The organism is Neisseria musculi (assembly GCF_014297595.2).
Lineage (GTDB): Bacteria > Pseudomonadota > Gammaproteobacteria > Burkholderiales > Neisseriaceae > Neisseria > Neisseria musculi.
The window spans coordinates 2,143,181-2,164,197 of record NZ_CP060414.2 but is presented as its reverse complement, the minus strand read 5'-3'; the positions used below and the strand labels follow the sequence as shown (position 1 = coordinate 2,164,197).

Below are 21,017 nucleotides of genomic sequence, written 5' to 3'. Positions count from 1 at the left end.
ATGAACTGGACCGATTTGAATTTAATCCCCGCCATGCCTGAAATCGTGCTGCTTGCGGCGTTGTGTGCGGTGTTGTTGGCGGATTTATGGGTGAAAGACGAAAACCGTTTCGTTACCCATATTCTGAGCCTGCTTTCTTTGGCGGTGGTGGCGGCAACGCAATGGCTGGTGTGGACACCCGACAGTGTATATACGTTTGGCGGTATGTATATCGCAGACGGTATGTCGCGCCTGTCGAAAATGGTGATGTATGCCGGCTTGTTTGTTTTGTTTGCGTACAGCAAGCCGTATAACCGGGTGCGCGGCATTTTTAAAGGTGAATTTTACACCTTGTCGCTGTTTGCCCTTATCGGTATGAGCGTGATGGTGAGCGCGGGGCATTTCCTAACCGCCTATATCGGTTTGGAGCTGCTGTCGCTGTCGCTTTATGCCATGATTGCCCTGCGCCGCGATTCGGCCAAAGCCGCCGAGGCCGCGTTGAAGTATTTCGTGTTGGGCGCGCTGGCTTCCGGTCTGCTGCTCTATGGCATTTCTATGGTGTATGGTGCCACCGGCTCGCTGGAGTTTGCCACCGTGCTGGCAACGGCCTACGATGGTCAGGCGCAGGAATGGCTGCTGAAACTCGGCGTAGTATTTATTGTGGTGGCGGTGGCGTTCAAGCTGGGTGCAGTGCCGTTTCATATGTGGGTGCCCGATGTGTATCAGGGTGCGCCCACTTCGGTGGCCGCTTTGGTGGGCAGTGTGCCGAAAATCGCCGCCGTGGTGTTTGCGTTCAGGATTTTGGTTACAGGCTTGGGAACGGTTCACCACGATTGGACGCAGATGCTGGCCATTCTTGCCGTGGCCTCGCTGTTGGTCGGCAATCTGGCGGCAATTATGCAGACCAACATCAAACGTATGTTTGCCTACTCCACCATTTCCCATATGGGTTTTATCCTGCTGGCGTTTATGGCGGGCGCGGTGGGTTTTACCGCCGGCCTGTATTACGCCATTGCTTATGTGGTGATGGGGCTGGTGGGTTTCGGCGTGTTGATGCTGTTGTCTGACGAAGCCGTAGAATGCGAAGAAATCAACGATTTGGCCGGTTTGAACCAGCGCAATGCCTGGTATGCCTTTCTGATGCTGCTGGCAATGTTTTCAATGGCCGGCATACCGCCGCTGATGGGTTTTTATGCCAAATTTGCCGTGATTAAGGCGTTGTTGTCGCAAGGCTATATCTGGCTGTCGGTGTTTGCCGTGGTGATGAGCCTGATTGGCGCGTTTTACTACCTGCGTGTGGTGAAAGTGATGTATTTCGACTCTGCTGCCGGTGAGCGGCCGGTCGGCGGCAATGTGGCAGCGAAAGTGTTTTTATCGGTTAACGCCGCGTTGCTGCTGGTTTGGGGCGTGATGCCGCAAAGCGTGATGGATTGGTGTTTGAAAGCGTTGGAAAACACCCTGTAAGCCTTGCAGCTTTTTGCAAGTCAAACGGCAACCCCACGGGTGTTGCCGTTTTTGCTAATATGGCGGCCGGGTCGAAAATTTTTCAGACGGCCTTAAGGGCGGCAGGATATTGCCGGGTTGCGCGCTGCTGTTAATCAAAGCCAAAGAATAAAGGACGGGACTGTTGCAACATCGGTTTAGGCCGTCTGAAATACTCACCGCCGTTATATTATTTCCGCGCAGGCGGGAAACCGGCGCTATTTTTATACATCACCGAAATCAAACATGGGTTAATGTTAGAAGACCGGGTTCCCGCCTGCGAGGGATGGTGAAAAAGAAACTTTTGGTGATGTTTTTTTGATTTTTGCAAAGGCTTCTCAGGCCGTCTGAACCAACACAAGGTTTCCGTATGACCGTATCTATGTATATTCTGCTGCTGCTGGCGTTTATTTTTGCCAACGCTCCGTTTCTCACCCCGCGCCTGCTTGGGATTTTTGCGCTCAAGCATAAGCATTTCGGCCATCATCTGCTCGAATTGTTTACCGGTTTCGGCATCACCGCCGGTTTGGCGTATCTGCTCGAATCGCGGGCGGGCAGTGTGCATCCGCAGGGTTGGGAATTTTATGCCGTGGCGGTCTGCCTGTATCTTATTTTTGCCTTTCCCGCCTTTGTGCGGCGGTATTTCTGGCACGGCCGCAACCGCGAATAACCGCAACTTTATAGTGGATAAACTGACTCCGCTACGGCGTTGCTGCTACTGGTTGTACTGTCTGCGGTTTGCTGCCTTGTGTCGAAGTGATTTTATCCGTTATGCTTTTCAGACGGCCAGACAAGCGGCCGTCTGAAACACCGTTGAAAGAAACCCTTATGCAGATCGAAAACTTATCCCAAGCCGGATTAGTGGTAGTGAAGGTCGGCTCCAGCCTCGTTACCGCCGAAGGCCGCGGCATAGACCAGGCCGCACTCAACCTGTGGGCTGCACAGATTGCTGCTTTGAAACAAAGCCGCGTAAAAGTGGTGTTGGTATCCAGCGGTGCCATTGCCGAAGGCATCAAGCGGTTGGGCTGGCCGGGGCGGCCGAAAGCGCTCAACGAGCTGCAGGCCGCCGCTGCAGTGGGGCAGATGGGCATCGCGCAGGCCTACGAATCCGCGTTCCGCCCGCATAACATACACACCGCCCAGATTCTGCTCACCCACGAAGATTTGAGCAACCGCACCCGTTATCTCAATGCCCGAAGCACCCTGCTGACCCTGCTCGAAAAAGGCATCGTGCCGATTATCAATGAAAACGACACCGTTACCACTGATGAAATCAAACTCGGCGACAACGATACGCTGGGGGCGCTGGTGACGAATCTGGTCGATGCCGATGCCCTGGTTATCCTCACCGACCAGCAAGGCCTGTATGACAGCGACCCGCGCAAAAATCCGCAGGCGCGGTTTATCAGCCGCATTGCCGCCGATCACCCTGATTTGGAAAGCATGGCGGGCGGCGCAGGCAGCGGTGTCGGCACCGGCGGTATGTACACGAAAGTGTTGGCGGCCAAACGTGCCGCGCTGAGCGGTGCGGCCACCGTAGTGGTGTCGGGGCGCGAACCGGACGTGCTGCTGCGCCTGCACGGCGGCGAAAGCCTGGGCACGCTGTTTACCAGCAGCCGCAGCCGGGTGGCCGCCCGCAAACAGTGGCTGCTCGGCCATGTGCAGACGGCAGGCAGCCTAGAAATAGACAGTGGCGCAGAGGCCGCACTGGTTCGTAACCACCGCAGCCTGCTGCCGGTGGGCTGTGTGCAGGTTAAGGGCTGTTTTCACCGTGGAGAATTGGTAGCCGTGTTGAATGCCGAAGGCAGGGAGATTGCCCGTGGTTTGGTGAATTACGGCAGTGCTGAAATCGGCAAAATCCTGAAAACGCCGTCTGAGCAGATTGCCGCTAAACTGGGTTATATCAACGAAGAAGAGCTGATACACCGCGACAATATGGTGTTGCACCGCTGAATCCGGCAGGTAGGCCGGCATACAGGCCGTTTGAAACCAAACTTTTGCTGGCGCCGGTTCCAATCTGAAAAATCTGCTCCCGGACATTTCTGTGCAGGGGCAGATTCACCATATTAATCATAGCGGGTGTGTTGCCGGTGCCGCGCTGATTGTTTCTGTGTGGGGCGCGGCTGATAACGCTGTTGCCGTGCGGCCTGTTTTTATTGATTTTATTGTCGAAATATCAGGGAGAGCAGGGGGGTGAAAAACGGAGTGGCGGCTCAGGCCGTAGTTCGCGGGGTGAGGGAATGGAGCCGCAAAACGGGAAACAGCGGCTATATCGACCAATATGAAATCATCGCTGCTGCGGCAAATCCGCACCACGGCAACATCCAAACATTTGCCGGCCCGCCGATGGCTCAGAATCCCAAGCCTTATTTAGGCAGAAGCGTTAGGGTGAAAGTGGATGGGTTGAACCACAAAGCCTGTGTTATGGATTTATCGTTTCTGCCGTTCAAGGTTCACTAGCCGAAACAGCCGGGGCTTAAGGCCGTCTGAATGCCGTTAGGGCTGCTCTGTAACGCCGTTTCAGTTTTGGCAACCCACATCTCTGTTGCGGGGATCATCATGTGCGGATAAGGTTGGGCAGGTTCGGCAAACCGATGGCGCATAGGGCAGGCTCTGCCGTGTGCTGCCGATTCTCCGCATTCTTGAGAGATGGGCAGCATTCTGAGGGGTAAAGCACCAACCGATAGCGGTAAACAGGCCGGCCACCGGTGCCGGATACGCGGCTCAGCGTTCAGAATGGTTTCCCATCATCTTTTTTTGTTGCGCGATAATTTTTTGCATCATCAAGAGAAATTGCTGCCGTTCGTTTTCATCTAATACGGATAAAGCCTGCTGATTGATGGTTTGCGCAATTTCGGTTGCTGCTTGTTCTAAAGTTTTGGATTTCTCTGTTAATTTGATCAGACGGACACGCGCATCATTTGGATGGGCGACACGCACAATCAAATTGTCTCTTTCCATGCGTGCCAAAGTATTGGCAATCGTTGCTTGGCGCAGCTCGGCTTTTTCAACCAACTCGTGCTGGCTTAAGCCGTCTTGTTTCCATAAATGCAGCAAAATGGGAAATTGTGCGGGTGCCAAGTCTAAAGGCTTTAACCGTTCGCTCAGCAAAATGGCAAATTGGCGGGCAAGATGATTGATAAGATACCCTGCGGATTGTTCTGCTTCCATTTATTTACCTTTAAAAACAAATCAATATTAAATCTTCTTGAAATATAGCTTGCTGTTGTTTTTTATAGTCTGCTATATTTAAACTATAGCTTACTATTAAGCCAGCCTGATAGGAATATACACCATGAACAGAAATATTCTGCGTGCCATTCATTTCACTGCCGTCTGCACAGCCACGGCACTAATCGCTGCATTTTGGAGTAGTACCGTTATCAGCGAACTGTTTTTACCGCATCACGCAGTTGCTTTGTTAAAACAAAGCATCGCCTATGGCATGATTTTACTCGTGATAAGCATGGCGGCAACCGGGGCAACGGGCATGAAAATGGGCGGCAAAAGCAAACATGCCAGAATTGCAGCCAAACGTAAACGAATGCCAGTTATCGCCGCAAACGGATTGTTGATATTGATACCGTGCGCCTTATTTCTGAATATGCGTGCCGCTGCCGGCCGGTTTGACACAATATTTTATACCGTACAGGCGATAGAGTTATTGGCAGGCGCGGTAAATTTCACTTTAATGGCTTTAAGCATGCGTGATGGCAGGGCCATCCGTCGTCCGAAGAAATAATATTTTTTCATCTATGCTTAGCGCGTGTTCTGTTTGTTTGGGCAGATGCTTTTCGACAATGATTTCTACCGTATTGCCGCCCAGATATGCACGCCGAGATCATGCAAATTCAGGATCTGCATGGTTTGTCTCCGGCTGATTTTTAGCATAAACTGTTTTCCCATTCTCCTGAAACGGCGCACCATTTTATCCGCGCCGCCCGGCTGCCGTGAAACTGCGGAGATTCTGCACCGATAACAACGTTTCCTTTCCAAACTCTGCGGCAATCTTAATATCTACACCATTCAGGCAAATATCGCATATGGTTTTCCAGATAACCGTGAAAACCATATGGCAGCAGCGAATTTTCCAACTTCGCCCCGAATGCGGGCAGGAAGCCCCGCAAGTTTCCCTGCCTGTGCGCCCTAACACAATATCCGATACAATTAAGGCCGTCTGAAAAAAGGAGCCACCCACATGGCAAAACCCAAAGGCGGCTTAGGCCGCGGCTTAGATTCACTGATTTCCAACAATATCGATGACGGCAGCAACGAGCGCCTGACCACGGTAGCGGTGACCGATATCCAGCCCGGCCGTTACCAGCCGCGTGTGCAGATAGACGATGAAGCCCTGCACGAGCTTGCTGAATCCATCAAAGCGCAAGGCGTTATCCAGCCCGTTATCGTGCGCGAGCGCGGCCTGTCGCAATACGAGCTGATTGCCGGTGAGCGCCGCTGGCGTGCCAGTCGGCTGGCCGGCCTGACGGAAATCCCCGTGGTGGTGAAAAGCATCAGCGATGAAGCCGCCTTGGCGATGGGTCTGATTGAAAACCTGCAACGCGAAAACCTTAATCCTATCGAAGAAGCGCGCGGATTGAAACGCCTGGCCGATGAATTCAGTTTAACGCACGAAACCATCGCCAAAGCCGTGGGCAAAAGCCGCAGCGCCATTTCCAACAGCCTGCGTCTGTTGGCATTGCCCGAGCCGGTGCAGGATATGCTTTATCAGCGCCGTTTGGAAATGGGCCACGCCCGCGCTTTGCTGACCTTGCCGGTGGTGGAGCAACTGTTGCTGGCGCAGAAGGCTGTGAAAAACGGCTGGTCGGTGCGCGAAGTCGAACGCCGCAGCCAACTGCTGCATCAGGGTAAAAAAACAGAAACCGTCAAAAAAATCAATCCCGATATCCGCCGTTTGAATGATGCAATTACCGATAAATTGGGTGTGAATGCCGAAGTGCAGACCCGAAACCAGAAAAAAGGCAAAATCGTGTTGTATTTCGATACCCCTGAAACGCTGGAAAACCTGTTGCAACAGCTGGGTGTGGAATATAACGCTTAAAAAGCAATCTGAGTATTCGAAAGGCCGTCTGAAATTTTCAGACGGCCTTTGCCCAACCGGATATCTTTTCCACGCTATAAACTTTTTATGGCGGTTTCAACCCGGCCCGAACCGGGCATAGCGGTGCAGGTGGCAGGCGCGCGGCAAGGCGGCAGAGTTGATATTGATGGGCGTGGCGGTTTTGTCTGCCTGCGCCGGATTTAACCCGGGCAGCAGCAGGGCAATGCGGGGGGATGTTTTTTGTGTGGTGCTAAGGTTTAAGGCCGTCTGAAAATTTCAGACGGCCTTGGCGTAACAGTGTGGTGCCCACAAAATACAGGCTGAATTTAACCCGAGCAGAGCAGCCGTTTCAAACAATGAACGGCATCTAAAAATAAGCCAATAAGCCGGGTAGTTCACCCGGCTTATGAGATAGTTTTTATGTGGGATATGGTTTTTTATGGGTACACAGACGGGTTGGGGGCAATGGCGCCTACAAGGGCAGGTTCGGAGCGGAAGGCTGAGATGGGTTGCCCTGATTGTGCGGCAAGGCTGCAGACGGTTGAAAGTATGTATGGTGCCGCTTCAAAATGGTTTTGTTTTTGAGCCAAGGGCAATGCTGTGCTGATTTCAGCGTGGATCGGCCGTTGCAGCCAAGATAGGTATCAAGATAGGTATTATGTTGGAGTGGAAAAGCCGAACCCCCGTTTGCTATAAGGGTTCGGTCATTTGAAGCCGGCCGACAGACCGTTGCAATCGGGGAGGGTGGTTTATTTTTTCAGACGGCCTTTGCTTTGGTATAAACCACTTATGAAAACAGGAAAAAGAAGCAGATTATGCAGAAATCAGCAGAGATTGCGCCGTTTAATTTTTGCTGTGCTGTAGTATTATGTAGTGGCTTTGCGGTGGTGCGCGGAGAGATGCGGCAATAAAAGCAAAACCGAGTCGGATATTTGATTCATCAAGGTTGGCAATTGTCTTGACGCTTAAACACATCTTGATTATAGTAGCTTGGCTTAATCTGCCTTTGGCTCAACCTCAATATGAATCAGATTGTGTATGCGCAATTGTCGGCGTTGGCAGCGGTTGCCGTGTTGTGCGCCCTTATCGGCGGCAGTGGCGGCTTTTGGTCTGCTTTGGCTGGCGGGTTGAGTTATTTGCTGCCCTCGGCAGTTGCGGTATTACTTCTAAAAATTTTCAGGCTGTATCCGCAATGGGCGGGTAAGATATTCCTGCTGGGAGAAGGTTTAAAAGTAATGCTGGCTTTGGTGTTGATGCTGATTGTTTTTACAATTTGGCATGAAACGCTGCAATTCCTGCCTTTTATTGCGGGATTGTTTGTGGTCAGCCATTTGGTTTTTTTAGCATTATTGAGAGTTGGAAATTATGGCAGGTGAATCAATGACTGCTGCAGACTACATCAAGCACCACTTACAGAGCTTGACAAGCCTGCAGGATGTAACCCAGGGGCAAGGTCTGAAAAATATCGCCGATTTTTCATTTGTCAACTTGGATGCAATATTCTTTGCCGTGGTGTTGGGGGCGGTTGGCAGCTTTTTTCTGTGGCGCGGTGCCCGAAAGGCAACCGCTGGTGTTCCCGGACGTTTTCAGGCGGCTGTAGAAATACTTTTCGAGTTTGTAGACGATATGTGTAAAAGCATCGTCCACAACGAGCAATCACGCAAATTTGTAGCCCCGTTGGGGTTGACGCTGTTTGTGTGGATTTTCCTGATGAATGCGATGGATTTGTTGCCGGTAGATTTACTGCCCCTGGGCTGGCAGATGGCAACTGGAGAACATCATGCTCTGTTGCGCGTTGTGCCTACTGCGGATTTGAACACGACTTTGGCGTTGGCTGTTGGCGTGTTGCTGATTTGCCTTTATTACAATATCAAAATCAAGGGTTTTGGCGGTTGGATGCACGAAATGTTTACTGCCCCTTTCGGCCCGTGGCTGGCTCCTGCCAACTTTATTTTGAATATCGTGGAATTTTTGTCTAAAACTGTGTCGCACGGTATGCGGTTGTTCGGCAATATGTATGCAGGCGAACTGGTGTTTCTGCTGATTGCGCTGCTGGGTGGTGCTTGGGCTGTGTCGGCGGGCAGCATCGGCGTGATGGATCCGGTTATGTTCGTATTTCATATACTCGCCGGTATGGTATGGGCTATTTTCCATATTTTGGTTATTACTCTTCAAGCGTTTATCTTTATGGCTTTGGCTTTTGTGTATATCGGCCAGGCGCATGACGCACACTGATTCGAAATAGCTTGTTGCTTTTTAAGCAAGTAAATAAGTAGTTTTTCAACGTGGTTTGTAACCTTTGTTTTTATTAAGGAGTTTTAAAATGGGTTTGATTGCTATTGCATGTGGTCTGATTGTTGCTTTGGGTGCGTTGGGTGCATCCATCGGCATCGCCATGGTGGGCTCTAAATATTTGGAATCTTCTGCCCGCCAGCCTGAGTTGATCGGCCCGCTGCAAACCAAGTTGTTCCTGATTGCCGGTTTGATTGATGCTGCATTCTTGATCGGTGTGGCCATTGCCTTGCTGTTTGCTTTCGTTAACCCGTTTGCAGGCTAATCCTAACGGCAAACTGCTTTTATGCAGATGACCCCCGTTTGTTTGATTAACCCTAATACGAAGGTTAAGTAAAGTGAATATCAATGCAACCTTATTCGCGCAGCTAATCGTCTTTTTCGGTTTGGTATGGTTTACCATGAAATTTGTGTGGCCGCCAATCGCAAAAGCGTTAGACGAGCGCGCCGACAAAATTGCCGAGGGCTTGGCGGCTGCCGAGCGTGGTAAAAGCGATTTTGAGCAGGCAGAAAAGAAAGTTGCAGAACTCTTGGCCGATGGGCGTAGCCAGGTTGCCGAAATAGTGGCCAACGCCGAAAAACGTGCAGCCAAAATCGTAGAAGAAGCCAAGGAGCAGGCTGCTCACGAAGCTGCCCGTATTGCAGCTCAGGCAAAGGCTGATGTGGAGCAGGAAGCCAACCGTGCACGCGAAGTTTTGCGCGAGCAGGTTGCTGCATTGGCCGTTAAAGGTGCCGAATCCATTTTGCGTAGCGAAGTTAATGCAGACAAGCACGCACAAATGCTCGGTGCCCTGAAACAGGAGCTGTAATCTTATGGCTGAGTTCGCAACAATTGCTAGACCTTATACAAAAGCATTGTTTGGTTTGGCTAAAGAGAATAACCAAATAGAGTCTTGGTTGGGCGGCCTGAAAGCATTGGCATCTGTTGTGCAACAGGAAAAAGTTGCGGCATTTATCGGACAATCTGGCAAAAGTGCTTCCGAGAAAGTGGAAATGCTGGTTGATTTGGTAGGTTTGAGCAACCCCAATCTGAAAAATTTTGTATCGGTGCTTGCCGAACAAAAGCGCTTACAGATTCTCCCTGAAGTTTATGCACAATTTCAAGACTTAACCTTGGCACTGAATCACACCAAACAGGCTGTTATTTATAGCGCTTACCCGCTGAATGATGCCCAGTTGGAAGATTTGACAGCCGACTTGCAAAAACGTTTCGGTATCAATTTGAAAACAATTACCGAAGTGGATCCTGAGTTGATTGGCGGAGTCAAAGTGGAAATTGGTGACCAAGTACTGGATTTGTCGTTGCAGGGTAAATTAAATGCCTTGTATGCGGCTATGACAAATTAGGAGAGTTTTCATGCAGCTTAATCCTGCTGAAATTAGCGATTTGATTAAAGCCAAAATCGAAAATCTATCGGTAAACGCAGAGATCCGCACCCGCGGAACCGTTATTTCCGTAACCGATGGTATTGTCCGCATTCACGGCTTATCGGACGTTATGCAAGGTGAAATGCTTGAGTTTCCCGATAACACTTTCGGCTTGGCAATGAACTTGGAGCGCGACTCCGTTGGTGCTGTGGTGTTGGGTGAATATGGGCATATTAAAGAAGGTGATGAAGTTAAATGCACCGGTCGTATTTTGGAGGTGCCTATCGGTCGTGAGTTGGTAGGCCGTGTTGTGAATGCGTTGGGCCAACCCATTGATGGCAAAGGTCCGATTAATACAGCGTTAACCGCTCCGATTGAAAAAATTGCGCCCGGTGTAATTGCACGCCAATCGGTAGACCAGCCCATGCAAACAGGTTTGAAATCCATTGACTCAATGGTACCTATTGGCAGGGGTCAGCGCGAATTGATTATTGGTGACCGTCAAACCGGTAAAACAGCCGTTGCGTTAGATGCTATCGTTAATCAAAAAGGCACAGGCGTTATCTGTATTTATGTTGCAGTGGGTCAAAAAGCGTCTTCCATTGCCAATGTAGTACGAAAATTGGAAGAATATGGTGCGCTGGAACACACGATTGTTGTTGCAGCCACTGCATCAGAAGCGGCGGCATTGCAATTTATTGCGCCGTATGCCGGTTGCACGATGGGTGAGTTTTTCCGCGACCGTGGTGAAGATGCGCTGATTGTATATGACGATTTGTCTAAACAGGCAGTTGCCTATCGTCAGATCTCTTTGCTGTTGCGCCGCCCTCCCGGCCGTGAAGCTTATCCGGGCGATGTATTCTACCTGCACAGCCGATTGCTGGAGCGTGCAGCCCGTATAAATGCCGATGAAGTCGAACGCCTGACCGATGGAGAGGTAAAAGGTAAAACCGGTTCATTAACTGCGTTACCGATTATTGAAACTCAGGCAGGGGATGTATCTGCATTTGTTCCGACCAATGTTATTTCCATTACAGACGGCCAAATCTTCTTGGAAACCGATTTGTTCAACTCAGGTATCCGTCCTGCAATTAACGCAGGTATTTCTGTATCGCGGGTAGGCGGTGCGGCACAAACCAAAGTCATTAAGAAACTGGGTGGCGGTATTCGTTTGGCGTTGGCTCAGTACCGTGAATTGGCGGCATTCTCACAGTTTGCTTCTGATTTGGATGAGGCAACCCGCAAACAACTGCAACACGGTGAGGTGGTAACTGAATTGATGAAACAGAAACAATTCAGCACCCTTAATACCGCCGAAATGGCTTTGACTCTGTGGGCGATTAACAACGGTTCCTACTCAGATGTCCCTGTTTCTAAAGCATTAGCTTTCGAAGTGGACTTTTTGAGCTATGTGAGAACCCAGCATCCCGATGTTTTAGATGCTATTAACCACTCGGGTGCCATGTCTGATGAAAATGAACAGGTGCTGACTCAGGCGATGAAATCCTTTAAATCTTCTTACAGTTACGCGTAAGCATTCCCAAAGAAAGATGAAAGGAGTCTGAAATGGCAGTAGGAAAAGAGATTCTCACCAAAATTCGCAGTGTTCAGAATACCCAAAAGATCACTAAGGCGATGCAGATGGTGTCAACCTCTAAAATGCGGAAGACTCAAGAACGGATGCGCTTGGCGCGTCCGTACGCTGAAAAAGTGCGTTTGGTAATGAGCCATTTGGCACAAACCCATTCGGATCACGGTATCAGGTTTTTGGAACCGCATAAAGAAGTAAAACGTGCAGGTTTCATTTTGATCACCACCGATAAAGGCTTGTGTGGGGGTTTAAATGCCAACGTGTTGAAAAAGTTTTTGGCGCAAGTTCAAGAGTACCAACAACAGGGTATTGAAGTTGATGTGGTCTGTTTAGGCAGTAAAGGTTTGGCGGCTTGCCAGCGCATCGGTTTGAATGTGATTGCCAGTGTCATCAATCTAGGGGACACACCCCGTATGGAAAAATTGCTGGGTGCATTAACCGAGATTTTCCAACGTTACGGCAAAAAGCAGCTGGATGCCGTTCATTTGGTGTATTCGGGTTTTGTGAATACAATGCGTCAAGAGCCGCGTATTGAAACTTTATTGCCCATCGGTCAAAACACAATTGAAAGTGTCAGCGAAAACAGTGATTTTAACTGGGATTACCGTTATGAACCCAGTCCGGTTGCTGTTTTGGAATATTTGGTTCGCCGCTATTTGGAGTCTGTGGTTTATCAAGCGTTGAGTGACAATATGGCATCGGAACAAGCAGCGCGTATGGTGGCGATGAAAGCTGCCACCGATAATGCCGGTAACGCCATTAAAGAGTTGCGTTTGGTGTATAACAAATCCCGCCAAGCCGCGATTACCACAGAGTTGTCAGAAATTGTTGCAGGTGCTGCGGCTGTTTGAGGCTGCGGTGCCGTGCATTTAAAATAGGATACGATAATGAGCCAAGGCAAAATCGTACAAATTATCGGTGCGGTAGTTGATGTGGAATTTCCCCGCGAAGCTATCCCGCGCGTTTACGATGCCCTCAAATTGGTCGATACCGATTTGACTTTGGAAGTTCAACAGCTTCTGGGGGATGGTGTGGTGCGTACCATTGCCATGGGCAGTTCAGACGGCCTCAAACGCGGTATGGCTGTAAACAATACCGGTTCGCCTATTGCAGTACCTGTAGGTAAAGCCACATTGGGCCGCATTATGGATGTACTCGGCAATCCTGTTGATGAAGCAGGTCCGGTAGAAGCCGCCGAAAAGCGTTCCATTCACCAAGTGGCTCCGAAGTTTGACGAGCTGTCAAGCGCGACCGAACTGCTTGAAACCGGCATCAAAGTAATCGACTTGCTGTGTCCGTTTGCAAAAGGCGGCAAAGTGGGCTTGTTTGGCGGCGCGGGCGTAGGAAAAACCGTAAACATGATGGAATTGATTAATAATATTGCCAAGGCACACAGCGGTTTGTCTGTGTTTGCCGGTGTGGGCGAGCGTACCCGCGAAGGCAACGACTTCTATCATGAAATGAAAGATTCCAACGTATTGGATAAAGTGGCGATGGTTTACGGTCAAATGAACGAGCCCCCGGGCAACCGCTTGCGTGTAGCCCTGACCGGTTTGACCATGGCCGAATATTTCCGCGATGAAAAAGACGAAAAAGGTAAAGGCCGCGATGTATTGTTTTTCGTAGACAATATTTATCGTTACACTTTGGCCGGTACGGAAGTATCCGCATTGTTGGGCCGTATGCCCTCGGCTGTAGGCTACCAGCCGACATTGGCAGAAGAAATGGGTCGTTTGCAAGAGCGCATCACATCCACACAAACCGGTTCGATTACTTCCATCCAAGCCGTATATGTACCTGCAGATGACTTGACCGACCCGTCTCCGGCAACCACTTTCGCCCACTTGGATGCAACCGTGGTATTGAGCCGTGATATCGCTTCTTTGGGTATTTACCCTGCAGTAGATCCGCTGGATTCCACTTCGCGACAGCTTGACCCGATGGTTTTGGGTCAGGAGCACTATGATGTGGCACGCGGCGTGCAGTCGACCCTGCAAAAATACAAAGAATTGCGTGATATTATCGCCATTTTAGGTATGGATGAATTGTCTGAAGAAGACAAACTGACCGTGATGCGTGCGCGTAAAATCCAACGTTTTCTGTCGCAACCTTTCCATGTGGCAGAGGTGTTTACGGGTTCTCCCGGTAAATATGTTTCCCTGCGGGATACCATTGCCGGCTTTAAGGCTATTCTGAGCGGTGAATACGACCACTTGCCCGAGCAGGCTTTCTATATGGTGGGAGGCATAGAAGAGGCCGTAGAGAAAGCGAAAGCCCTAAACTAAGGAGGTCGGCATGAACATCATGCAAGTTGAAGTGGTAAGTAACGAGGAGCATATCTTTTCAGGCGAGGCCAGCTTTGTGGTTGTGCCGACCCTGACGGGAGAACTCGGTATTTATCCGCGACACGAGCCGATTATGAGTTTGGTTCGCCCGGGTGCTCTGCGTTTGACCGTACCGGGAGAATCTGAACAATTGCTGGTAGCTGTTTCAGGAGGCCTGCTGGAGGTTCAGCCCGACAAACTGACTGTATTGGCCGATGTGGCTGTGCGCAGTGAAGAGATGGATCAGGCGCGGGCCGAAGAAGCTAAAAAAGCTGCTGAAGCGCGCATCTCCCAAGCTCAGGACGATGAATCTCTGGCTAAAGCGCAAGCAGCCTTGGCAGCTGCCATTGCACAGCTCAAAACCTTAGATTATCTTCGGTCTCAAAAAAATAAATAACAGGTTTACGGCAAATCCGAAAAGCACAGCTTCAGGCTGTGCTTTTTATATACCGCAGCCGAAATGCCGGCTTTCTCTTGAGTTTCGATTTTCTGCCCTTATTTTAAAAGCCGATTTTTATACCATTACCGAATATTCATCATGAACAATAAAGATTTTTATGAAATACTGGGCGTAGCCCGCAGTGCAAGTGACGATGAAATTAAAAAAGCCTATCGAAAACTTGCCATGAAATACCATCCCGACCGTAACCCGGGCGATGCAGGGGCCGAAGAAAAGTTTAAAGAAGTGCAGAAAGCCTATGATATTTTGGCCGACAAACAAAAGCGGGCTTCTTACGACCAATTCGGCCATGCCGGGGTAGATCCCAATATGGGCGGCGGCGGTTTTGGCGGCTTCGGCGGGGCACAGGGTTTTGATTTCGGCGATATTTTCAGCCAAATGTTCGGCGGCGGGGCAGGAGGCAGCCGCCAGCAGAACTATCAGGGTGCCGATTTGCAATATGCAGTAGAAATCACGCTGGAAGAGGCCGCCAAAGGTATTAAAAAGCGTATTACCATCCCCACTTACGAAGAATGCGATGTGTGTCACGGTAGCGGCGCGAAGCCGGGCACATCGGCCGGCACCTGCTCCACCTGCCGCGGCAGCGGCATTATTCATGTGCGGCAGGCCATTTTCCAGATGCAGCAAACCTGCCCGACCTGCCACGGAACGGGTAAAGAAATCAAAGACCCGTGCGTGAAATGCCGCGGCGAAGGCAGGGTGAAAGCCAGCAAAACCGTTGAAGTCAATATTCCGGCAGGCATAGACAACGGCCAACGTATCCGTTTGAGCGGCGAGGGCGAGCCGGGTGTGCACGGCGCGCCGAGCGGTGATTTGTATGTTGTGGTACACGTTAAAGAACACAAAACATTCGAGCGCAACGGCTTGGATCTGCATTGCGAAATGCCGATCAGTTTTGCCATTGCTGCATTGGGCGGCGAGGTTGAAGTGCCGACACTGGAGGGCAAAGTGAAGCTGAATATCCCCAAAGAAACCCAAACCGGCCGCCGTATGCGTGTAAAAGGCAAAGGTATCAAGTCGTTGCGTTCCAGCGCAGTAGGGGATTTGTATTGTCATGTTGTGGTGGAAACGCCGGTTAATTTAACGGAACGCCAGAAAGAGTTGTTGGAAGAATTTGAAAAAATTTCCACCGGTATGGAGCGTTCGCAAACCCCGAGACAAAAATCGTTTTTTGACAAAGTGCGCGATATTTTCGATTAATAACAAGATAGGCTTTGCAGTATCGCTCTCAATTTTCAGACGGCCTTGATGCGTATTCGGGCCGTCTGAAAATTTATCAAAAACAAAATCCGGCAGAGCGGTAGTGAATCCGGTTTCAAAACAGTTTAAGGCGGCAGGCCGCAGATATTGCCGGGTTCCTCATTTGCACTGCAGTGTGGCTGCGCCTGGTTCAAAGAAGAGAGGCTTGCCCCGCCCCGCCCAGGCGGCAATGGAAAAGGCCCCGTATTATCTGTAGTGTTTGTGGCCGGCCGGCACCGCAAATCAAGCGGACTCACGATAGTCCGACTCGGGCAGGCTGATGCCGTTATGGTTTGAAAGCAGGCAGCCATGAATGCTGATAAATTTAAATAAAGTCAAGATTGGAAAGAATTTTATGCAGAAAATTACCCTGATTGCCGCTTGTGCGGAAAACGGCTGCATCGGTATCGACAACACCATGCCGTGGCATCTGCCTGAAGATTTTGCTTTTTTCCGCAGTTATACCACAGGCAAACCCGTGGTTATGGGGCGGAAAACATGGGAGTCGCTGCCGAAAAAACCGCTGCCGGGCCGCCGCAATATCGTGATTACCCGCCGTGCGGATTATCAGGCAGAGGGCGCGCAAACCATGCCCGGCCTGCAAACCGCATTGTCGGCGTGCGCCGCAGATGCCGAAATCATCATCATGGGCGGCGCACAGATTTATACCGAAGCTATGCCGGCGGCCACCGATTTGCGTATCACCGAAGTGGGTTTGAAAGTGGCGGGTGATGCGTTTTTCCCAAAAATCAGCAGCAGCCGGTGGCAGGAAAAAAGCCGTGAAACACATACGGCGGCAAACGGCATAAATTATGCATTTGTACATTATGTGCGCTCGGAATAATCCGGCGTTTTCGCACACCCGGGCCGTCTGAAGAAAGCAGCGCCCGCCTTTCAGACGGCCTGTACCATACATTTCCGCAAAGTTTCACAGCCAAGCTGTTATAATTTCTCCTTATCTTTATTCTCTTTAAAACTCTCTTCAAACGTAATATCGAAGCCATCATCATGCAAGAACACTACCAACCGTCTGCCGTTGAGCCGGCGGCGCAAGCCAAGTGGGATGAAGCCCATATTTTCAACGTGGCCGAAAACACCTCCAAACCCAAATACTACTGCCTTTCTATGTTTCCCTATCCCAGCGGCAAGCTGCATATGGGGCATGTGCGCAACTACACCATCGGCGATGTGCGCAGCCGTTTTAAATTCTTAAACGGATTCAACGTATTGCAGCCGATGGGCTGGGACGCATTCGGTATGCCGGCCGAAAACGCCGCCATCGACCGCAAAGTTGCGCCTGCCAAGTGGACGTATGAAAACATCGCTTATATGCGCAACCAGCTCAAAAGCCTCGGTTTCGCGATCGACTGGGCGCGCGAGCTGGCCACCTGCTCCCCCGAATACTACCGCTGGGAGCAATTATTCTTCACCAAACTGTTTAAAAAAGGCGTGGTTTACCGCAAAAACGGCACGGTCAACTGGGATCCGGTCGATCAAACCGTATTGGCCAACGAGCAAGTGATTGACGGGCGCGGCTGGCGCTCCGGCGCGCTGGTGGAAAAGCGCGAAATCCCGATGTATTACTTCAAAATCACCGATTACGCCGAGCAACTCTTGAACGACTTGGAAGGTTTGGACTGGCCCGAGCAGGTGAAAACCATGCAGCGCAACTGGATTGGCAAATCGCGCGGTATGCAGGTGCGCTTTGCTGTGGCAGAAGACAGCAAAGCCGGCCTGAGCGGCAGCGATGCCGAGTTTTTGCAGGTGTACACCACACGCCCCGACACGCTGATGGGCGCCACCTATGTGGCCGTGGCCGCCGAGCACCCGCTGGCAACCGTTGCGGCTGCCGGCAACCCCGAATTGCAGGCCTTTATTGCCGAATGCAAGGCCGGCAGCGTGGCCGAAGCCGATATGGCGGTGATGGAGAAAAAAGGCCTGCCCACCGGCCGCTATGTGGTAAACCCGCTCAACGGCGGGCGTTTGGAAGTGTGGGTGGCCAACTATGTGCTGTGGGGTTACGGCGACGGCGCGGTGATGGCGGTGCCTGCACACGACGAGCGGGATTTCGAGTTTGCCGGCAAATACGGCCTGCCCGTCAAACAGGTGATTGAGCAGGAAGGCAGCGTATTCGACCCGCAACAGTGGCAGCCATGGTATGGCAGCAAAGAAAATACCCGTTTAATCAACAGCGGCGGGTTTGACGGGCTGGACTTTCAGACGGCCTTCGACACCATCGGCGAAAAACTGCAAAGCCTGAACGCGGGCGAGCCGAAAACACAATACCGCCTGCGCGATTGGGGCGTATCGCGCCAACGCTACTGGGGCTGCCCGATTCCGATTATCCACTGCGAAAACTGCGGCGATGTGCCCGTGCCCGAGCAGGATTTGCCCGTGGTGCTGCCTGAAAACGTGGTGCCGGACGGCACCGGTTCGCCGCTGGCGAAGATGCCCGAATTTTACCAAACCGTCTGCCCCTGCTGCGGCAGCCCGGCGCGCCGCGAAACCGACACCATGGACACCTTTATGGAATCGAGCTGGTATCAGTTCCGCTATATGTCGCCCCGATTTTCAGACGGCATGGTGGCGCCCCAAGCGCAGGCCTACTGGCAGCAGGCCGACCAATACATCGGCGGCATCGAACACGCCATTCTGCACCTGCTCTACGCCCGCTTCTTCACCAAGCTGATGCACGAAGAAGGCATGGTAAAAGCGAAAGAGCCGTTCCAAAGTCTGCTCACGCAGGGCATGGTGCTGCAGGCCACTTATTACCGCGAGCCGGAAGGCGGCAAAAAGCAATGGTTCAACCCCGCCGAAGTCGATGTGCAAACCGATGAAAAAGGCCGCCCCACTGCCGCCGTTTTGCGTGCAGACGGCCTGCCCGTTACCATCGGCGGCGTGGAAAAAATGTCGAAATCGAAAAACAACGGCGTGGATCCGCAGCAAATCATCGAAGCCTACGGCGCCGACACCGCCCGCCTGTTTATGATGTTTGCCAGCCCGCCCGAACAATCGCTCGAATGGAGCGATGCCGGCGTGGAAGGTGCACACCGCTTCCTGCGCCGCCTGTGGCGCACCGTGTATGAGTTTACAAACAGCGGCGGCACAGCGGCGGCATTCAGCGGCAGCCAAGACGCTTTAAGCAAAGAATTGAAAGACCTGCGCCACAAGCTGCACAGCACCATTGCCAAAGTGAGCGATGATTACGAGCGCCGCCTGCAGTTCAACACCGCCATCGCCGCCGTGATGGAACTGCTCAACCAATTCGATAAAACCGATACCTCGGGCGAACAAGGCCGCGCCGTGGCGCAGGAAGTGCTCGAAGCCGTTGTGCGCCTGCTGTGGCCGATTGTGCCGCATATCTGCGAAGCCCTGTGGAGCGGGCTGAGGCCGTCTGAAACCTTATGGGCGGCGGGCTGGCCGCAGGCAGACGCTGCCGCGCTGGAGAAGGCGGAAATTGAAATGATGGTGCAGGTAAACGGCAAGCTGCGCGGCAAAATCACCGTTGCCGCCGATGCGCCAGGCAGCGACATTGAAGCCGCCGCGCTGGCTGCCGAGGGTGCAGTAAAATTTATGGAAGGCAAGCCGGCGAAAAAAATCATTGTCGTACCCAAACGCCTGGTGAATATCGTGGTTTGACCTTTGCCCGAAGCCGACAAAGGCCGTCTGAACGGTTGTTTCAGACGGCCTTCTGCATGGATGCGGCAAAAATAACCGTGCAGATACCGGCTATCTCCAATCATCACAACTCCCGATTTTCAATCACGGCCGTTGCTGCTTCACAACCGGCCGTCTGAAAAACCACAGCTGCCCTTTCAGACGGCCGGCTCGGGCTGTTTCAGCCACGGCTTCTTCGGGCAGGACGCGGCAAGGCCGCAACGAAGATTAAGCGGGATTATCATTTTCCGTACACACCGCTGTTTTGCCCACTTCGGCCAGATTCCAATGTTCCACTGCCCAGGCCAATAATTCAGACGGCCTTTGCGTATCGGGCGCGGGGGGCAGGTTCAGATAGCCCATCACCTGCCGCAGCAGGGGTAGGCGTTGCGCCGGATCGAGCGCGGGGGCAAGGGTTTGTTTCGACCATTTCTGGCCGTGGCGGTTGGTCAGCAGCGGCAGGTGGGCATAGTGCGGGGCGGGGTATCCCAAGCAGCGTTGCAGCCAGATTTGGCGGGGTGTGGAAACCAGCAAATCCTGCCCGCGCACAATATGGGTGATGCCCTGTTCGGCATCATCGGCAACCACCGCCAGCTGGTAGGCCCAGCAGCCGTCTGCACGCAGCAGCACGAAATCGCCGATGTCGCGGGCGGGGTTTTGGGCGCAGCGGCCGACCACGGCATCATGAAAAACAATGGTTTCATCGGGCACCCGCAGCCGCCACGCCGGGTTTTTTGCCGAATCGTTTTCAGACGGCCTGAAGCCTGCGCGGCCGCATCTGCCGTTATACACGAAACCGTCCACCCCTGCTGCCGCGTTATTCTGCCAGCTTTTGCGGCTGCAATAGCAGGGGTAGGCCAAGCCGGCCGCTTTCAGACGGCCTAAGGCTTCGCGGTAAAGCGCGTGGCGGCGGCTCTGATACACCACTTCGCCGTCCCACTCGAAACCGAAGGTTTCGAGCGTGCGCAGAATATGGCTTGCCGCGCCGGCCATTTCGCGCGGCGGATCGAGATCTTCGATGCGCACCAGCCAACGCCCGCCGTGTGCTTTGGCATCGGCGTAGGAGGCCAGAGCGGTGAGCAGCGAGCCGATGTGCAGCAGGCCGGTGGGGCTGGGGGCGAAGCGTCCGATGTAGTGGGTGGCGGGCATGGCGGCGGGTGGGTCGGGTGGCGGGAAGGGGGCAAAAGCGGCGCGGCCGTGCGGTGGGGCGTGAAACGGCGGCGCGGTTGTTGCTGTTACGGCATCAGGATTGCGCGGCTGCACAATCCGACACGCCGTGCAAAGTTTGTTTTCCGTTTTTCATGATGGCGGGCAGGCAAATCCTCAATCAGGCCGTGCCGTGCGCCGGCAGAAATTTGGCCGTCAAACCAAAAATATTGTGCCGGCGGCTTTGGCTACGGGCCGGAATCCTGCGGCCGGTTCCGCTGAATCAGCAGCGGGCATCGGGTGGCAGATGGTGCAACCGGTGCGGCAAGGCCGATGCCGTCATGACGGCAAAGCGGGCGGCGCAGTCTGCGCAGAAACGGCGCGGTTTTTTCAGACGGCCTGAACCTTTCTCAAGGCTTC

At 52.3% G+C, this 21,017-nt stretch carries 21 protein-coding genes; 18 read left to right on the top strand and 3 right to left on the bottom strand.

Translation table 11 applies throughout. The annotated features are described in order from the left end of the window. The 4 genes from nuoN (at position 1) to H7A79_RS11190 (ending at position 3,921) form a co-directional block, all read left to right on the top strand. Positions 1–1,443 (top strand): NADH-quinone oxidoreductase subunit NuoN, encoded by a 1,443-nt coding sequence (gene nuoN, locus H7A79_RS11205; protein ID WP_187000283.1) that lies wholly within the window; start codon positions 1–3, stop codon positions 1,441–1,443. 388 nt (positions 1,444–1,831) lie between these two features. Continuing rightward, on the top strand, positions 1,832–2,131 hold the full coding sequence (locus H7A79_RS11200) for a DUF2818 family protein (protein ID WP_135033989.1): 300 nt from the start codon (positions 1,832–1,834) through the stop codon (positions 2,129–2,131). 158 nt (positions 2,132–2,289) lie between these two features. Next, positions 2,290–3,414 carry a glutamate 5-kinase gene (proB, locus tag H7A79_RS11195; protein WP_187000282.1) on the top strand — a complete coding sequence of 375 codons (1,125 nt, stop codon included), beginning with the start codon at positions 2,290–2,292 and terminating at the stop codon, positions 3,412–3,414. Between the two features lie 240 nt (positions 3,415–3,654). After that, positions 3,655–3,921 carry a hypothetical protein gene (locus tag H7A79_RS11190; protein WP_187000281.1) on the top strand — a complete coding sequence of 89 codons (267 nt, stop codon included), beginning with the start codon at positions 3,655–3,657 and terminating at the stop codon, positions 3,919–3,921. On the opposite strand, the gene H7A79_RS11185 is transcribed toward H7A79_RS11190, so the two are convergent. Then, the gene (locus H7A79_RS11185) at positions 3,918–4,121 is read right to left on the bottom strand and encodes a hypothetical protein (protein WP_353663619.1); all 204 of its coding nucleotides are present in this window, start codon (positions 4,119–4,121) and stop codon (positions 3,918–3,920) included. The genes H7A79_RS11190 and H7A79_RS11185 overlap by 4 nt on opposite strands. 64 nt (positions 4,122–4,185) lie before the next feature. Continuing rightward, entirely contained in the window at positions 4,186–4,632 is a 447-nt protein-coding gene (locus tag H7A79_RS11180) for a MarR family winged helix-turn-helix transcriptional regulator (RefSeq protein ID WP_135033986.1), read from the bottom strand. Between the two features lie 124 nt (positions 4,633–4,756). Here H7A79_RS11180 and H7A79_RS11175 point away from each other — a divergent pair, with 124 nt between their 5' ends. From H7A79_RS11175 to leuS, 14 genes are all read left to right on the top strand, one after another. Next, positions 4,757–5,203, top strand: a complete 447-nt coding sequence (locus H7A79_RS11175; protein ID WP_135033985.1) for a hypothetical protein — start codon at positions 4,757–4,759, stop codon at positions 5,201–5,203. Positions 5,204–5,659: 456 nt separating this feature from the next. Continuing rightward, positions 5,660–6,520 (top strand): ParB/RepB/Spo0J family partition protein, encoded by an 861-nt coding sequence (locus H7A79_RS11170; protein WP_135033984.1) that lies wholly within the window; start codon positions 5,660–5,662, stop codon positions 6,518–6,520. Positions 6,521–7,542: 1,022 nt separating this feature from the next. Then, positions 7,543–7,896, top strand: a complete 354-nt coding sequence (locus H7A79_RS11165) for an ATP synthase subunit I (RefSeq protein WP_135033983.1) — start codon at positions 7,543–7,545, stop codon at positions 7,894–7,896. After that, positions 7,886–8,755, top strand: coding sequence for a F0F1 ATP synthase subunit A (gene atpB / locus H7A79_RS11160; protein ID WP_135033982.1), 870 nt, complete (start codon positions 7,886–7,888; stop codon positions 8,753–8,755). Before H7A79_RS11165 ends, atpB begins: the two co-directional genes overlap by 11 nt. Positions 8,756–8,843: 88 nt before the next feature. Then, positions 8,844–9,077 (top strand): F0F1 ATP synthase subunit C, encoded by a 234-nt coding sequence (atpE, locus tag H7A79_RS11155; protein ID WP_004284425.1) that lies wholly within the window; start codon positions 8,844–8,846, stop codon positions 9,075–9,077. Positions 9,078–9,150: 73 nt separating this feature from the next. Beyond that, positions 9,151–9,621, top strand: coding sequence for a F0F1 ATP synthase subunit B (locus H7A79_RS11150; RefSeq protein ID WP_135033981.1), 471 nt, complete (start codon positions 9,151–9,153; stop codon positions 9,619–9,621). Positions 9,622–9,625: 4 nt separating this feature from the next. Further along, positions 9,626–10,159 carry a F0F1 ATP synthase subunit delta gene (locus tag H7A79_RS11145; RefSeq protein WP_187000280.1) on the top strand — a complete coding sequence of 178 codons (534 nt, stop codon included), beginning with the start codon at positions 9,626–9,628 and terminating at the stop codon, positions 10,157–10,159. Between the two features lie 10 nt (positions 10,160–10,169). Continuing rightward, the gene (atpA, locus tag H7A79_RS11140; RefSeq protein ID WP_135033979.1) at positions 10,170–11,714 is read left to right on the top strand and encodes a F0F1 ATP synthase subunit alpha; all 1,545 of its coding nucleotides are present in this window, start codon (positions 10,170–10,172) and stop codon (positions 11,712–11,714) included. A gap of 32 nt (positions 11,715–11,746) precedes the next feature. Further along, complete coding sequence (gene atpG / locus H7A79_RS11135; protein WP_187000279.1) at positions 11,747–12,622, top strand: F0F1 ATP synthase subunit gamma; 876 nt, start codon at positions 11,747–11,749, stop codon at positions 12,620–12,622. 36 nt (positions 12,623–12,658) lie between these two features. Further along, positions 12,659–14,056: a F0F1 ATP synthase subunit beta gene (gene atpD / locus H7A79_RS11130; RefSeq protein ID WP_187000278.1), complete on the top strand. Its 1,398-nt coding sequence runs from the start codon at positions 12,659–12,661 to the stop codon at positions 14,054–14,056. A gap of 10 nt (positions 14,057–14,066) precedes the next feature. Then, complete coding sequence (locus H7A79_RS11125) at positions 14,067–14,492, top strand: F0F1 ATP synthase subunit epsilon (RefSeq protein WP_187000277.1); 426 nt, start codon at positions 14,067–14,069, stop codon at positions 14,490–14,492. Positions 14,493–14,633: 141 nt separating this feature from the next. Next, positions 14,634–15,755, top strand: a complete 1,122-nt coding sequence (gene dnaJ, locus H7A79_RS11120) for a molecular chaperone DnaJ (protein ID WP_187000276.1) — start codon at positions 14,634–14,636, stop codon at positions 15,753–15,755. Between the two features lie 394 nt (positions 15,756–16,149). Then, positions 16,150–16,638, top strand: coding sequence for a dihydrofolate reductase (locus H7A79_RS11115; protein WP_135033974.1), 489 nt, complete (start codon positions 16,150–16,152; stop codon positions 16,636–16,638). 164 nt (positions 16,639–16,802) lie between these two features. Next, positions 16,803–19,433 (top strand): leucine--tRNA ligase, encoded by a 2,631-nt coding sequence (gene leuS, locus H7A79_RS11110; protein WP_187000275.1) that lies wholly within the window; start codon positions 16,803–16,805, stop codon positions 19,431–19,433. A 246-nt stretch (positions 19,434–19,679) separates the two neighbouring features. Here leuS and gluQRS read toward each other — a convergent pair whose 3' ends face one another. Next, positions 19,680–20,600: a tRNA glutamyl-Q(34) synthetase GluQRS gene (gene gluQRS / locus H7A79_RS11105; protein WP_187001704.1), complete on the bottom strand. Its 921-nt coding sequence runs from the start codon at positions 20,598–20,600 to the stop codon at positions 19,680–19,682. Positions 20,601–21,017: the final 417 nt, after the last annotated feature.